The sequence below is a fragment of the Bacillus sp. GW823-FHT06A11 genome (genome assembly GCF_058795355.1).
The window spans coordinates 909,297-924,739 of record NZ_JBXAHS010000003.1; the positions used below are offsets into that span (position 1 = coordinate 909,297).

Below are 15,443 nucleotides of genomic sequence, written 5' to 3' on the forward strand. Positions count from 1 at the left end.
TGTTGTGATCCTCTTCCGTTGCTTCCTTGCCCATTTCCATTATTCCCTTGTTGTGATCCTCTTCCGTTGTTCCCTTGCTGATTCCCATTATTTCCTTTTTGAGATTCTCTACTTTTATTCTCCTGTTGATTCCCTCTATTTTCTTGCTGAGATCCTCTTCCATTGTTTTCTTTTATTTGCTTCGATGACTGTTCCTCTGTTTTCTTTTGTTCTTTCTGCTCTTGCTTTTCATATTTTTTTTCGTCTACAGGAGATAAATCCATTGATGCATCAGGAGATGACTCCGGCTGTGATTGCACCTCTTCTTCATTTTCCACCGGATTAGGCGGCGTGGCAGGAGGCGTAAGCGATTTGTTTTTCTCATTCTCTTGCTTTATATAGACACCTGTGCCAATTCCAGCTTTTCTAGCATTCTCTCGTACTTGCATCGTGCTACTTTGATATTCAACTGTAATATGTTTTAACTCATATTCTTTCTTCAATTCTTTCATTGCCTTTTCTAACTGTGGTTCTAGCGCCTTGTCCTTTGCAACTGCTGTTAGCATAACTTGCTTATCATTCGTTAAATACTTATCCTCTTGGCTTTGCTGTATAATAGTACGTACTACTTCTTGCAATTGTTTATTTTCCCATTGCTTCAATTCTTTTAAAATACGCCTTCCATCATCATTACAAGCCTGTAAATCTATAACACGAAAATCCTTCGTTACGCTCACCTCTAAACTTGGATTTATATCAACTGAGACGTAAGCAAATACTTTTTCTTCTGGTTGGTTGTAGAAAAACAGCACTGCAAATAGAAAACAAGCAACAAGTATTGATGCAGGTTTTAAAAAGGAAGGGATCGAAAAATGCGATGCTTTTTGTTCTTGCTCATCAAATGAGATTTCCTCCCCAATCATGCAAGAATCCCCTTTTCTTTTACACGTAATAAACTCTCCATTTGGTGTTAAAACAACTACGCTATGCTTTTTTATATCCATCACAATTCCTTTATTCATCATGCTTTTCCCCTCTTATGTAATCCAGAATATATGTATAGTTGTTTGCAAAAATAATACACATTGCAATAATGTATTTTCTATGTCGTTCCAACGTTTTACGACTTACCCTAACACGCGGTTCAATATGTTTAAGCGGTAACTTTTTCTTTCGGAACAGCTCTTCCATCATTTCCTCTTCTTTTATAATAACTTTTACAATTTCTATTAAGTGCTCACGCGTATCACGATGCTTAGGAGATTCTTTAGCAAGCTCTGAGAATGTGATTTTAAACTCAGCTAGCACACTTTGAAAATGAAGAATTTCCTCCTTACGGTTACTATTTTCCATCTCTTTCATATACTCTGTAAGCGACACTTGCATTTCTAACATTTCCTCTTGCTCATCTTCTTTTAAAAAGACAAAGTTATGTTTAGACTCCTTACGTATATAGTCAATTACATCTCTTTTTATAAGAAGATCAGCAAACGCTAAAAAGGATTTTCCTTTTGTATATGAATACTGTTCAATTGCTTCGTTAAACGCAAACAATCCAATGCTATATTCATCATCCTGTTCTGTAATATACCGGCGGCAGACAGATGAGATTGATTTTCTAATAAAAGGCTGATACTGTACGATAAATGCTTCTTTATCTTCTTCGTTGTTTTGTATGTTACATACGATATCTTCTATTTTCGGTTTTCTTAAGATCTTCATTACTAAACTCAACACTTGTAATCTCCCAGCCTCCTTCAAATAGCAAAATGGCCACTACACAAGTGACCATTTAACCAGATTTTCTTGGTACTTTTCTTCGGTCTTGTTTTCTTGCTGTTAGTTATATTTTTAGAGTCTAACGTTTTCTTAATGATTTTTCCTTTTCTCTCAGCACTACAGTTAAGTTTGTATTTTTATCTACTTTCTTATTTTCTACCGTTCGTTTTGCTTATTCTCTTTCTATTTTATCTGCAATCCTTGAATAACTCTTCTTTATATAATTGGTAATTTCATCCTTCCATTTTGGATGCCCACTTAATCTAGTAATTTTATTAATGCTTCTATATTCTTTCATAGTCATTTTTCTTCTATTTATTTTCTTCACTATACATATTCGGAGGAATACATAGTTTTATGGGGGTCAAAAAATATTTTCATAAAAAAATACATATTTATTTCAAAAATAAAAACCATCAATTTGAAAAAAGATAATCAAATTGATGGTTTTCTTATAATATCTATTAAATTAAGTTGGATTCTCATTATATCTAAAAAAGTACTAGCTATCCTCTGCCGATTTTCTCTATTTTCATCTTTCTTGGTTATCATAATATGTCTTATCTGCGTATTTTCTATCATTTCCTTTTAGATAAGCTAAAATTACTTTTGGATTTTTAAGTAAAGTCCAGTCTCCATATGTATCAAATCTTCTGCATGAAGTTATCATTCCATTTTTAATAGTACCGAATTTCTTATTATTTTTCTTTCCCCACTCTTTTAGACGTTTAGCGAAATCTGCATCTTCTGCCATAAGCATGTTTTCATTAAATCCGTTGATTACCATAAAGTCTTTTCTATAGCACCAAAAAATCCCTACAGATATAGCTCCGTACTTAAAAAGTAAGGGGATTATGATTAACATTGCGGAGAGAAATATTCCTAAAGATATTCTTTCAAACTTACCATTCACCCCACCACCAATGTATGTACCTGAAGCTAAATATTTATCTACATTAAACAACATAGACTCTGTCATTATGGTATCAGCGTCTATAGTAACGATTATTTCTCCACTAGCTATTTTAGCCCCTGCATTTCGAATTTTAGATAAGTTTTTATCGTTATTTTTCAATGTAACACAATTATAAGATTTTGCTATTTCCTCTGTTTTATCTGTACAACGATTTAAAACAACTATAACTTCCGTTTGCTCTTTATATGCCTCTGATGCCTTTGCAATTGAATCTAAACATTTTCTAATGTACTTTTCTTCATTATGCGCAGGAATTATAATAGAAAACTTCACATCTTTTTTCAAATTAACTCCTGAAGATTCGTTTGTCTCAGTCATAATATTCCCCCCTTATTTTATAAGGTAAATATCTGTTATACATAACGTATATTAAAATTCAATAAATTATATGATAGGAACTGCAGGTAAACTATTACTTGAGTATTAAAAAATAAAAACGTTATTCTTTCTAAATAAGCAAAATTACTAGAAAGAATAACGTTTTTTATTAGTTACATTAATATTTTATTCGTTGCTTTATTTCTTCAAAACGAGCATGTATAATTTTTCTGATATCTGGATGATTCTTATATAAAGTAACAGTATACATGATGGAAGATGCAAGAATAATAGACCATATTAACCAATCTCCAGCATGAGAAAGAACTTTAATTATTTCACTCGTAAATTCTTCCTGTCCGTCATGAAATGTATAGCTGAGTAGTTACCTTATTTTAAAAAAAACATTCTGATTATTTCTTTTTCACTTCTTCTACAAATTCCCATGTCTCTCCGTTATCTTTTGATTGATAAAGTGCACTACTATCGCCATTGTAGTCTCCATCTGCCCCTTGTCCAACTAACATATTAAAAACCCCATCTTTCTCATATGGCATACTAGGTGAATCAAAAGGACTTATTGTGGACTGTGTATGATCTAATTTCACTTCATGCGGCGGATATTCTACCTTTTTGAAAGATACTCCCCCATCATCTGTGCGATATAACTCTCCTTCATTACCAGAAGGCCTAATTGCTCCTAAAAACCCAAGTTTATCATTTATAAAAGTGATTCCTGATACACTACCAATCCCCCCATTAAATGGATCTGGATTGATAACCTCCCATGTTTTCCCTTCATCACTAGTCTTGCTTAATGAATAAAAGGCGCTCCCTAATGCTTTATCTGTCATATTTAGTTTATAACCAACTTCTTTCGATAGGAAAAACTGTTCTTTTTCATTCTTTAAATCTTGTTGTTTCTTCTCTTTAAGCATATCTTCTTTTGGAGGCGTCTTTGATTTACTCCAACTTGCGTCACTTATTAAATTATATCTAGCAGGGACTAGCTCTTGCTCTTTTCCAGGGACAAATATAGATACAGTATATCCAATGATATCAGAAGCTGCTTTTTTAAGACTCTGCCCCTTACCATCCTCAGTAATATTAATAATTCCCTCTGTATTGGATCCCCAATTTCTTTTTCCATAATAAATCAACCCATACTTACTTTCATTCCATTTTCTAACCGTTTGCTTAACTGGAATCGCCTTAACCGTTTCAATTAAAGGTTCTACTAATTTATCATCATTATAATCAGGCTTTGCGTATCTGTCTCGTATTATAGTAATATCTTCTGACTTCTTCTTATTATAAGAGATTAAATAAGTTTCTTCTTTCCCATCATCATTTTTCCCATAAACAAATGTATCAAACGCTATGATTGTTCCATCTGAATGAAATGTAAGATCAAAATCAGTTGCCATATACAATTTCTTTGGCAAAGGATATTTTTTATTTATATCTTCAAAAATACCTTCTACTCCAGACTTATATATATTATTATGTTTAAGTTTAACTGACCTTTCATGTTTTAACTTTTCTATAAACCATGCCAATTTACCATTGTAATTTATTGCACTTTTATAAATCTGCATCCCATAAAATGATGTAATTGCAACAATAATGATAATAGAAATGGATCTCCATGCTATTGAATTAGTTAATTTTTTAGATTCATATTCTCTATTTTTTATCATCCGTATTGTAGTAAATGTAGTTATGGATATAAAAAGTACTATACATAATAACAAAATGTAAATATTATAATTCATTCTTCCGTACTTACAGTATAAGGCCAACTCATAGCAAAAAATTCCGTATACAATTATTAGTATTGGATTTGTTACTAATGACAGAAGTATCCTTTTTGTATTTTCTCTAAATATAGAAACCACCCCTAATTACATGAATTACTGATATTAAGTATACTTTATTGTAAAGTAACAAAAAAGCTATTTAATCTTGCCGCAAAAAATACAATAGACATCTTTCTATTAAAGCCGTTTACAAATCTAGTTGTTTCATAGACAATGGATTTTTGAGTGAATACTAAAGTTGCTTCATTTATATGAATTACAAATTCAAGCATGATGCTCAATAAAAAAATAAATCCTGCCATACGCCCCTACGTAATGGAATGAGAAATAAGATAAATCAAAATAGGCTCAGGTGAACAAACCATACTAAGTGAAACAAGCGCAAAAGCTAGCAAAGTACTCAGGCTCACCATAAACCTTCCTTCTTTATGTTACATAAAATTTCCTATTGTACATTTTATCATGATTGAGGAGAGAAAAAATTAATATAAACCGATGCAGCTAAGTAATAGTATCGGATCGAATGTAGTGTAATCACATATTTCTCATTCTCTTAAGTAAGGACTAAAAATAACCTATCCATAGAGCTACTAAAACCACTACGAATAAAGCAAAGCAACATGTAATATTTCGAATCCACTTTTGTATATCATCAAAATACTTTTCTATAAATGCAGTGTAAATAGAAAGCATAAGAAGTAGCACAATGAAAGTAAAAGATCCCAATTTATCGTTAAATTTTTCATTAGTAAATGTACTTACATGAAGGAATAGAAAAACAAACGTTACTATGAATAGCTCAAATAATCTTTTTTTATTCAATCTGCCACCACCTTACAACAATTCCCTTTTATTCCATTTTATCAGAACATACTGTGTAGCAGTATATGAATATTATATTCATTTCAAAAAGGCCAACAATACAAGATCGTTAGCCTCTACTTTCCATATTCGCACCTTTTATCACTTTACTTCCTAACAACCGGAATCCACATTTCACCAAATACTAGGCCATTTCTCTGTCCCATCTCAACCGTTGTATTCGGTCCACCAACATAGGCAAAATCCTTTGCTTCTGGTAAAGCTTGACCGAAGGCGATGCCAGTAAGCTTATTACTTAGCTCTTTAGCCGTTTTGTCTTCCCCTTTCACTACTAAGTATTCTCCCCTCGGAAACTGAATCACTCTAGATTCTTCTTCTATTTGTGCTTCTGTCATGACACCCGCATAATACATCATTTTGTTATTCACCGCTTCGCTCACGGAAAAAATGTATTCATTTGTAGCTAAAGCTTTTAAAGTGTCCAGCCTTCCATCTTCTTTAACAGCCGACCAAAAGTGTTCCTTTTCTTTATTTATTCCAGCAAAGTTTGTGTATTCACTCTTAATTTCAGTTCCAATACCTAACACAATAAAGCTATCTTTTTCTTCTATAGTATAATTTTTCATATTCAAAACCTGCCTCTTTTTTTATTAATCAAACGATTTATCTTTTCATCTGATACGTTTATAATATCTTTAAACCATGTCAAAAAATGATACTGTTTAGGAGACCAAAATGAAAAAAGTTGAACGGATCAATACAATTATGCGATATATTAACAACCGCTCTCACTTTACAATTTCTGAAATCATACGAGAATTTAACATATCACGATCGACAGCTATTAGAGACATTAGAGAAATTGAAGCTATGGGAATGCCACTTGTCGCTGAAGTTGGGAGAACGGGTGGATATTTTGTTATGCATAATTCTATCCTGCCCGTTGTTCGCTTTACTGATAATGAAGTGAAAGCTCTTTTTATTGCCTTTATGGCTACGAGGAATCAACAACTTCCCTACCTAAAGAGTCGTCAATCTTTAGCCGAAAAACTACTAGGACTCATCTCAGAAACCCAGCAGGATGACCTTGTTCTTTTAAATCAACTCTTGCTGTTCCAAGGAACTAATCCTCATAATCCCGATCTACTTGAGCTTTCTGATCTCCCCCATCCTATGTTAGAAAAACTCATTCAAATCCTTCTTTTGGATAACCATTTATTGATTACCATTAAAAAAGATGAAGAAATTAAGTCTTATCCAATTTATCTATTACACCTTTATCAAGAAAAAAGCCATTGGATTATTGAAGGATTTGACTTAAAAGAAGAAAAGAAGTTAATGTTTCCTGTCGATGATCTCATCAATATCGAACCATACACGACGAATAAAAGACTCAATAAGAAAAAGATTTTAGAAAAACTAAGTAAGAAGGCTGAAGCAATTAACCTTGTACTTGAACTTGGTCCGACAGCAATTGCCCAGTTCAAAAAATACCATCCTTTAAAAATTTCAATATCTTATACTAATCCTTACCAATCCACAGCCATTTTAAAAACTTTTATCAATGTTAACAATCCCGATGAAGTGACGGAAATAATAAATTGGCTGCTTTTTCTAGGGAAGGATATTAAAATCAAAGAAATACCCGATGAAGTATTAGCAGATTTACAAAAACGAGTGTGCTTATACATTCCATAAGCAGTGAGCCTCAAATATTAAGCTTTATCACTGGACAATTATTCTATTTTTAAATACCATTTCATTTACTACAATGAGAGCATGATAAATAATAAAAGCACGGAAAATCTCCCGTGCTTTTCTAAATATATATTATTCCTGAAGGTTTCGTTTATCTCGTTTCTTACCCTAACTGACGTTTAAATGCTTTACTGGCGAAAAAGTAAGAGATGACCATTATACCTACGCACCAAGCGAGCGCAATCCAAATATCGTTTCCAACAGTTCCTTCATATAAAAGAGCACGAATCGCATTCACGATTGAAGTTACAGGCTGATTCTCTGCAAACGCACGAACAATTTTTGGCATCGTTTCGGTAGGCACAAAGGCCGAACTAATAAATGGAAGAAAAACTAGCGGGTACGAGTAAGCAGTCGCCCCTTCCATAGACCTCGCTTTCAATCCTGGAATGATAGCTAGCCATGTTAGCGCCAGCGTAAACATCCCAAGTATCCCAGCTACCGCGAGCCAATCTAGAATATTAGCACTGGAACGGAAACCCATTAAGAGTGCAACAAGAATAACCACCACGATAGTAAGTACATTAGCAACAAGAGAGGTTAGAACGTGAGCCCACAATATCGATGAGCGCTTAATAGGCATCGTAATGAAACGTGCCATCAGCCCACTCTTTACATCCGTAAAGAGTCGCACGGAAGTGTAAGCTACACCGGATGCGATAGCCATTAGCAAAATTCCCGGCAATAAATAATTAACGTAGTTTTCCGTTCCAGTTTTTATTGCGCCGCCAAACACGTAGACAAATAATAGCATCATCATAATCGGTGTAATCGCTACTGTAATAATTGTATCCGGACTGCGCATAATGTTACGCATTAAACGACCTAGTAATACACCTGTTTTACTTTTCATTTACATCTCCTCCTTTTTGCCAATGATCGCAAGGAATATTTCTTCCAATGTCGGTTGCTTCTCGATATACTCCACTTTTGCTGGCGGGAACATCTCTTTTAGTTCAGCAAGAGTACCTGTCGTAATAATTTTTCCGCCATGCAAAATAGCGATACGGTCTGCCAGTTGTTCTGCTTCCTCCAAGTACTGAGTCGTAAGCAAAATAGTTGTACCACTATCAGCAAGTTCCTTGACTGTATCCCACACTTCAATCCGCGCTTCAGGATCGAGTCCAGTCGTTGGTTCGTCAAGAAAAATAACTGCTGGCGCCCCAATCAAACTCATCGCGATATCAAGCCGGCGCTTCATCCCACCTGAATACTGATCTGCCCTTTGGTTTGCCGCATCAGTCAGGCTAAATCTTGCAAGTAGATTGTCAGCAACTTGAGCGGGATTGGAAACACCACGTAGCCTAGCTATCATTATCAAGTTTTCCCTCCCAGTCAGCATACCGTCTAAAGTTGCGAACTGCCCTGTCAAACTGATACTTTGACGAACATGATTTGGTTGACGCTGTACATCAAATCCGCAAATACTTACTTCACCGCCATCTTGCTTCATTAGCGTCGAAAGGATGTTGACCGTTGTCGTCTTTCCCGCTCCATTTGAGCCTAGCAGCGCGAAAATTTCTCCACGCTGCACCTCAAAATCTATCCCTTTTAAAACTTCCTTGTCTTTAAAGGATTTTTTCAAGCCTTTTACAGAAATCGCTGCATTACTCATACTTTTTTCCTCCCTATAAAAATGTTTTGCGGAGATAATTTATTTACCTCTATCTATTTAGTACCACTGATATTCTGTATCACTTAGTACCAAGCTAAAAATATAACTGAATAGCTATGGTGGCAATTCATATGTGTAACCAGCTAATCAGTCGGTATTACTTATTCCATTTATTTTTTTCTCAATTTCTTCATAATACTTTCATTCAAATCTTCACGATACTTGGAGACGTAAGTTTTAGCATTTGCCACTAGTTCGTCAGCAAAGGAAGCCACGTCATCCCCAGTAATGTCAAGCACTTGTCTTCCTTCTGCTGCACCAGCTTCAAACAAATCGATTAATTCATACTGTATGTGTAACATATCCATCCCGTTACCCGCTGAGAAATTCCACATGTAGTTTTGAATTTTCTTAAATACAAATTGGTAGTCCTCTGGCAGAGCCTCAACTCGTGCCATCATCATTTTGTACTCTTTTTTATCACCAATTAACTTTTTAAACATTTCTAACATCTTATTTTCCTCCTTTTTTATAAAACCGAACAAGAAATTCCCAAAGTATCGGCCGGAACATTTTATCTTATGAACCTATTTTGACTTCAAGACGTTAATTTTTGACGATACAAAATCCCATTTTTTCCAAAACAATTCAAGCTCTTGGCGGCCCTCTTCATTTAATGAATAAAACTTACGAGGCGGTCCCATATCTGATGGTTTCTTTTCAATATTCACAAGCTTTTTCTTCTCTAATCGTACAAGGATGGTATACACCGTACCTTCCACAACTTCGGTAAACCCAAGATCATTCAGATGGCGGGTAATCTCATAGCCATACGTTTCACGGCGACTGATGATTTCCAGTACACACCCTTCCAGTGAACCTTTTAGCATTTCAGTTAAATTTTCCATGTCCTGATCCTCCTTTACCCCCTATTCTGTCTGACTTATATTCAGTATCACAGAGTACTAAGGCGAATTTTTTTACTGAATAGCTTTTGAGTAAAACCACACTATTCAGTATCACTTATTACAACTACATTGTATGACTAAGTAGTTGTGAATGTCAACTTTATTTTCAAAAAAATTAAAAATCCGCTTTACCCTAACCGGATACAGCCTCCTTTTTTGTTGTAAGGGCCATCAAACTAGTAAAACAGAGCTGATTCAAAGTGTAATTTAAATCAGCTCTGCTTTATTGTTTTCATACCGTTATATCTTGTTTTTTCACGATACAAACTGTTTCTCCCTACCATTCCCATTGCATATAAAGCATAAAGGCAAGTGCGGTCAGAGAAAATTTCCAGAGATTATCCGTACATGATACGAGCTCCCAAAATACAATTCTATTAGAAATCTGTTCTCTGTATTCTCTTTTATTTTATTTCTGATAGTTGATTAGCAACACTATCTAAAAATTTTTCTACCTTTTCTTTTGATGTATCCGGCGCATGATAACCGATCGTAAATGTAAGCCTTCCATTATAAGAGCTTGCTCCCATTGAAAAGAATGGTGCATACATAATAGGTGATGTCATATACCCGTCCTCAGCTTGAATTTCACCAAACTGAATAGGTTCCTCAGCGATTACTCCCAAATTTGTCAGTAATGGCAACGCCATCCCCATCTGTACAGCCTGTTCATATTGCTGATTATACATTTCCTTCACTGTAGATAGCTTCATTTCTGCCAGTAACTCCATTCCTGCTGCTGAAGAAAGACCTGGATTTTGAGACTTTATTTTATCCATTGATTGTTTAACTCGAACAAGAGTCTGCTTAAATGTTTCATCGTCTTCCATTTTAATCACTGGCATTTCCATACCGGATAAGTTGCAAATAGCACCAGTTGTATTATTAGGCAGATATCGACGTAAATCAATTGTCAAGCCAATCATTTTTTCTGCAGTGCGAGGTTCTGCATACACAGTGAAATGTGATAAAGCTCGGAAGTATGCAGTCATGATTACATCATTCAAGGTAGCCTGTTGAGCTTTTGTCCATTGGGTTAAACGTAGAGTTTGCTCATGGCTCAATCGCCGTACGGACATTTGGGGAAATTTATTTTTGTTAGGTTGAGATGGAAAAGACCATAACGATGCCTGTTGTTCTTGGTTAGGACGATACGCACTTTTTATGTCCGATATTCCAGCGTATTTGAATACATGTGATTGATCTCGACAACTCTCATTTCCCTTATCAAATTCCTTTATAATTTGCTTCTTAGACCGTCCCAATGAAAGGTGAGTATATATCATTCCAAGCAATTTAATATATTCCTTGACTCCTGCACCATCTGAACATAGATGAGACAATTTCACAACTAACATATCTGTTGTAGTGCCCCGTAATAATTTCGTTTGAACCATAGGCCCCTGAATACGATCACCAGGTTCCTTAATAAAATCTATTGCCATTATTTCAAGTTCTTGATTATTTCCTTCTGCAAAAAAGCAAATAGATGAGTTAGTGTCAGATGAATGTTCCTCCCAGTAAGGAATATCATTTTCTACAAACCGGCTGTTCAAAACTGGTTGCAATTGCAACGTTATCCTTACTGATTCTTCAAGTATTTCCTTGGATATACCTACAGGAAAATAAAGAACTGCATTAATTTGTTGATCTGCAGAATAAAGACCTAATACATAATTCATTCGATCTTGTGGTGTTACTGAATACTTTCTTTTCTCCATAATTCCGTCCCCCTTTAGGACTTTTTGTATAACCCTATTTTCCATATGCTTATAATTTTTCTAGTCATTTTTCTTCAAGAGCTAATAACGCTTATTTTTCGAATTTTTAACGAAATCATCTTCTCCGTATTGGTTTCATTCTTTTTGCAGGTGATATATTCATTATTTTATTGTTATCAACACTGCCTAACCTCACAACAAAACCAAACAAGAATAAATTAAGTTTATATATACGTAAACATTTTATTATAACGTCTATAAATTATCAATATAGCAAATAAATCGTTTTTATGTCTGTCAATAAAAAATAATATATTCAAGGGCCACTTCATCATAAAAGATTGATGTGCATGTAAATGTACCCCTATCACTTTCAAAATAAGAATGAGAATTTTTTCAACAAAATAAGCTGCAGTTATTGATTTTACAGTAAGAAAAGCCCCTCCATTTTGAAGATGCGCAATCAAAATGAGTAGGGCTATTTCCAATTTAAATTTTATAAAAGAATGATTATCATAAATAATATTTTACTTTTTAGTCTACCTTATTATTTTCAATCCATTTTCCTAATAAATGAATGGATTTTATTCATATAATTTGAGGTGGTATCGTTGGTTTTTAAAAATAGAAAGCTTATTTTCAAATCAAATGAAAAAGAGGTAAAATTATAGATATTCATGTAGAAATTTCGTTTTGGGGATACTTAAAATCTTAAGGTGATGGGCATGTGGTGTTACACTTTAAAAGCTTTATAAAATTTATAGATATAGCGATTTTCTTTATTAATAATCATTTGTATGTACGTTTACTCACACACATACAAATGATTTATAAAGCTACAATTAAGTGAAAACATCTTTTCCGTTACGATAACATCATAGCCATGTCTTCTGCTGCATTTGTAATTAGTTTTAAACCAAATGTTTCTTGTAATACATCAAGCACGCCAGGTGAAATAAATTCAGGAGCCTTTGGACCGATGCGAATATCTTGAATCCCAAGACTAAATAGCCCGAGTAAAATGGCAACCGCTTTTTGTTCAAACCATGATAGCACAATACTTACTGGCAATTCATTCACTTCACATTGGAAAGCATCAGCTAAAGCAGCCGCTATTTTCACTGTAGAAATTGAATTATTGCACTGTCCTAAATCAATGTAACGCGGAATTTCCGTACCAGGTACAACACCGTAATCCACATCATTAAAGCGGAATTTTCCGCAAGAAGTTGTTAAAATAACCGTTTCTGGCGGAAGTGACGTTGCTAATTCACGATAATATTCTCCGCCTTTTCCCGGTGCATCACAACCGGCGATAACAAAGAAACGCTTTATTTTCCCCTCTTTTACTGCATCAATAATTTCTGGAGCTAATGATAATACTGTATTATGATGAAACCCTGTCACTAACTGTTCATCCGACTCCATATGTACTTCTGGAAGTTCTAGTGCTTTTTGAATTAATGGTGTAAAATCATCATTTTCAATTTTTTGTACACCTTCTAAACCTGCAATGTCATATGAAAAGAATCGATCAGAGTACGAGCCTTTAATTGGCATAACACAGTTCGTTGTAGCTAATATGGCACCAGTAAATTTTTCAAAAAGGCGTCTTTGATCATACCATGCCTTACCGATGTTTCCTTTTAAATGTTTATATTTTTTCAGCTGCGGGTATCCGTGTGCTGGTAGCATTTCAGAATGCGTATAAATATTAATGTCTTTTCCTTCTGTTTGCTTTAATAGTTCTTCTAGTGCAAATAAATTATGACCCGTAACTACAATTGCTTTACCTTCTACACGATTTTGTGTAATTTGTACAGGCTCTGGCACACCAAAATGATTCGTATGTGCCTCATCTAATAATTCCATCACCCGTAAAGCTGATTTCCCCACTTTCATAGCCATATCAATATGCTCTTGTTCGTTAAAGTTAGAATTTGTTAATGTCATATATAAAGCTTCTTGTGTTGTAGCATCTACAAATGCATCCGTATATCCTAGCTGAGCAGCATGTGTGCGATAAGCTGCAATTCCTTTTAGCCCAAACACAATCGTATCTTGTAAACTCGCAATCGTTTCATTCTTGCCGCACACACCCATTACTTTACATCCGCCTGCTGGCGTTTGTTCACATTGATAACAAAACATATCATCCCACCCTCTCCCAATCATTCATTACACCTTAAGCATAATACCCATTGAAAAAAAGTGATGTGATATCAATCACAATAATATATAAAGATTTGTGACAGTTCATATTGTTGACATAATATTTTTATTGACACTAAAAAATATGCATTAGTGTACACACATCTTTCGATACTTTTAAATAGCTAATTAATTTGGAGAAATATATACAACGAAAAAAATTTTTGAATCAAATGTACAAATAGTTGCAATTCATCACATATGAAATAGATATAAAAATACGCTCTTCTTTCTATCATTCAATAGAAAGAAGAGCGCATTTGTCATTTTAAGGAACTATCATTTTTTATTAAAGTCTTTATTGTAAACCTTTTTATTTACAATGCATTTACATTATCTTAACATTACTTACATTATTTATATGATATATTTATATAGAAGCTACTTAAGAAATTTCATATACATTTTATCTTTATGATCTCTTATCTAATCAATAAAAAGATCATGTTATATTTTTATAACAGGGGTGAATTACGATGACTGAAACTTTAAAAACACTTATAATGCTTGATGCTACTTACGTTGTTATTGCAATTATGACAGTACTAGTATTTGTATACTTGGAATTAAAATCTCAGTAATATATGCTGACGTAATCGACAGATTCAGCATTTAAATATAGTTAGAAGAAAGAGAGGAGAAAATTATTTCTCCTTTCTTTTGTATTTCTACAATTTCTTATTTTAATAAATCCAATGTATGTAAAAGTAATCCCTTGTCTCCTACTTCTCCATGACCAGGTACTACCGAATTTATATTTCCATATCGCTTCAGCACATTCTCAATCGATGTAGACCATTCATTTACATACGCATCCGCAACATTTCCTAAATCTTTAGCTTCCGCAGATTTTACTAAACAGCCTCCAGCTAAAATTTGATATTGTGGCAACCAAACAACAATATTATCTTCTGTATGTCCTTTCCCTGGATAGAACGTTTCTACTTTTGTATTGCCAAACTTCAAACTCGTAATTGTTTGTAAATCTCCAAGCGGCTCTTCATATCCACTGTTCTTTGCTAGTTCTGCGGTTAATGCTGTACTATGCGCTTTAATGCCTCTTTCTTTCAACGCTGTTATTCCGCCAATTCGATCAGCGTGCGCATGTGTAATAATGACATCTGTTACGCGCTTCTGAAATTTCTTTTCTACCATTTCTATTAGTTCCTTCGTTAATTTGTTATCCCAAGAAGAATCAACAAGTACTAGCCCTTTAGAAGTATTAAGAACTAGACCGTTCGAAGGAACTGCTTCTCCATTAAAATAACCTAACTCCGTATGAACCCATACATTCTTGTTTAACTGAGATATTGAAATGGTTCCCGTCTCATTTTTGATTACTATTTGCTCTACCTTTTGCGATGCTTGTGCAGAAGAAATCGTGCTAACAAATTGAGTTGTTCCTAGTAAACTTACACATAATCCTACTTTTAACAACGTATTCTTTTTCATGTTATCAACCCTTTCTTTCAAGCT

General features: G+C 34.2%; 14 protein-coding genes and 2 pseudogenes. 1 reads left to right on the plus strand and 15 read right to left on the minus strand.

The annotated features are described in order from the left end of the window. The 8 genes and pseudogenes from AC1Q8L_RS18815 to AC1Q8L_RS18850 form a co-directional block, all read right to left on the minus strand. Nucleotides 1-1,004: anti-sigma factor domain-containing protein (locus tag AC1Q8L_RS18815; protein WP_416084213.1), on the minus strand; the 1,004-nt coding region annotated here is incomplete at its 3' end. Beyond that, on the minus strand, nt 994-1,716 hold the full coding sequence (gene sigI, locus AC1Q8L_RS18820) for an RNA polymerase sigma factor SigI (protein ID WP_002094101.1): 723 nt from the start codon (nt 1,714-1,716) through the stop codon (nt 994-996). The genes AC1Q8L_RS18815 and sigI, both read right to left, overlap by 11 nt. Nucleotides 1,717-2,290: 574 nt before the next feature. Then, nucleotides 2,291-3,052, minus strand: coding sequence for a glycosyltransferase family 2 protein (locus AC1Q8L_RS18825; protein WP_000141008.1), 762 nt, complete (start codon nt 3,050-3,052; stop codon nt 2,291-2,293). A gap of 178 nt (nt 3,053-3,230) precedes the next feature. Continuing rightward, nucleotides 3,231-3,425 (minus strand): annotated as a pseudogene (locus AC1Q8L_RS18830) (hypothetical protein); the annotation flags it as partial. Nucleotides 3,426-3,465: 40 nt separating this feature from the next. Then, nucleotides 3,466-4,950 (minus strand): WD40/YVTN/BNR-like repeat-containing protein, encoded by a 1,485-nt coding sequence (locus AC1Q8L_RS18835; protein WP_080017633.1) that lies wholly within the window; start codon nt 4,948-4,950, stop codon nt 3,466-3,468. Nucleotides 4,951-5,119: 169 nt separating this feature from the next. Next, nucleotides 5,120-5,285 (minus strand): annotated as a pseudogene (locus AC1Q8L_RS18840) (LysE family translocator); the annotation flags it as partial. 151 nt (nt 5,286-5,436) lie between these two features. After that, complete coding sequence (locus AC1Q8L_RS18845) at nt 5,437-5,694, minus strand: DUF3963 domain-containing protein (protein WP_001036208.1); 258 nt, start codon at nt 5,692-5,694, stop codon at nt 5,437-5,439. A 146-nt stretch (nt 5,695-5,840) separates the two neighbouring features. After that, the gene (locus AC1Q8L_RS18850; RefSeq protein ID WP_000801053.1) at nt 5,841-6,320 is read right to left on the minus strand and encodes a GyrI-like domain-containing protein; all 480 of its coding nucleotides are present in this window, start codon (nt 6,318-6,320) and stop codon (nt 5,841-5,843) included. 109 nt (nt 6,321-6,429) lie between these two features. Here AC1Q8L_RS18850 and AC1Q8L_RS18855 point away from each other — a divergent pair, with 109 nt between their 5' ends. Beyond that, nucleotides 6,430-7,392, plus strand: a complete 963-nt coding sequence (locus AC1Q8L_RS18855; RefSeq protein ID WP_000755059.1) for a helix-turn-helix transcriptional regulator — start codon at nt 6,430-6,432, stop codon at nt 7,390-7,392. 163 nt (nt 7,393-7,555) lie between these two features. Here AC1Q8L_RS18855 and AC1Q8L_RS18860 read toward each other — a convergent pair whose 3' ends face one another. The 7 genes from AC1Q8L_RS18860 to bla2 form a co-directional block, all read right to left on the minus strand. After that, complete coding sequence (locus AC1Q8L_RS18860; RefSeq protein WP_000837816.1) at nt 7,556-8,305, minus strand: ABC transporter permease; 750 nt, start codon at nt 8,303-8,305, stop codon at nt 7,556-7,558. Further along, on the minus strand, nt 8,306-9,067 hold the full coding sequence (locus AC1Q8L_RS18865) for an ABC transporter ATP-binding protein (protein ID WP_000063326.1): 762 nt from the start codon (nt 9,065-9,067) through the stop codon (nt 8,306-8,308). Between the two features lie 170 nt (nt 9,068-9,237). Further along, complete coding sequence (locus AC1Q8L_RS18870) at nt 9,238-9,579, minus strand: DUF1048 domain-containing protein (RefSeq protein WP_000891986.1); 342 nt, start codon at nt 9,577-9,579, stop codon at nt 9,238-9,240. Nucleotides 9,580-9,654: 75 nt separating this feature from the next. Then, nucleotides 9,655-9,975, minus strand: coding sequence for a PadR family transcriptional regulator (locus tag AC1Q8L_RS18875; RefSeq protein WP_000429488.1), 321 nt, complete (start codon nt 9,973-9,975; stop codon nt 9,655-9,657). A 464-nt stretch (nt 9,976-10,439) separates the two neighbouring features. Further along, a complete protein-coding gene (locus AC1Q8L_RS18880; protein ID WP_000415483.1) occupies nt 10,440-11,756 on the minus strand; it encodes a condensation domain-containing protein in 1,317 nt (438 codons plus the stop codon). Between the two features lie 864 nt (nt 11,757-12,620). Continuing rightward, complete coding sequence (hcp, locus tag AC1Q8L_RS18885; protein ID WP_016512509.1) at nt 12,621-13,907, minus strand: hydroxylamine reductase; 1,287 nt, start codon at nt 13,905-13,907, stop codon at nt 12,621-12,623. Nucleotides 13,908-14,645: 738 nt separating this feature from the next. Further along, nucleotides 14,646-15,419 (minus strand): BcII family subclass B1 metallo-beta-lactamase, encoded by a 774-nt coding sequence (bla2, locus tag AC1Q8L_RS18890; RefSeq protein ID WP_000742481.1) that lies wholly within the window; start codon nt 15,417-15,419, stop codon nt 14,646-14,648. Nucleotides 15,420-15,443: the final 24 nt, after the last annotated feature.

What these genes read in the sequence shown, in the direction of transcription:
- AC1Q8L_RS18825 (WP_000141008.1), bottom strand. Translation starts at nt 3,052, where the DNA reads ATGACTGAGACAAACGAATCTTCAGGAGTTAATTTGAAAAAAGATGTG.
- AC1Q8L_RS18850 (WP_000801053.1), bottom strand. Translation starts at nt 6,320, where the DNA reads ATGAAAAATTATACTATAGAAGAAAAAGATAGCTTTATTGTGTTAGGT.
- AC1Q8L_RS18855 (WP_000755059.1), top strand. Translation starts at nt 6,430, where the DNA reads ATGAAAAAAGTTGAACGGATCAATACAATTATGCGATATATTAACAAC.
- AC1Q8L_RS18860 (WP_000837816.1), bottom strand. Translation starts at nt 8,305, where the DNA reads ATGAAAAGTAAAACAGGTGTATTACTAGGTCGTTTAATGCGTAACATT.
- AC1Q8L_RS18865 (WP_000063326.1), bottom strand. Translation starts at nt 9,067, where the DNA reads ATGAGTAATGCAGCGATTTCTGTAAAAGGCTTGAAAAAATCCTTTAAA.
- AC1Q8L_RS18870 (WP_000891986.1), bottom strand. Translation starts at nt 9,579, where the DNA reads ATGTTAGAAATGTTTAAAAAGTTAATTGGTGATAAAAAAGAGTACAAA.
- AC1Q8L_RS18875 (WP_000429488.1), bottom strand. Translation starts at nt 9,975, where the DNA reads ATGGAAAATTTAACTGAAATGCTAAAAGGTTCACTGGAAGGGTGTGTA.
- AC1Q8L_RS18880 (WP_000415483.1), bottom strand. Translation starts at nt 11,756, where the DNA reads ATGGAGAAAAGAAAGTATTCAGTAACACCACAAGATCGAATGAATTAT.
- hcp (WP_016512509.1), bottom strand. Translation starts at nt 13,907, where the DNA reads ATGTTTTGTTATCAATGTGAACAAACGCCAGCAGGCGGATGTAAAGTA.
- bla2 (WP_000742481.1), bottom strand. Translation starts at nt 15,419, where the DNA reads ATGAAAAAGAATACGTTGTTAAAAGTAGGATTATGTGTAAGTTTACTA.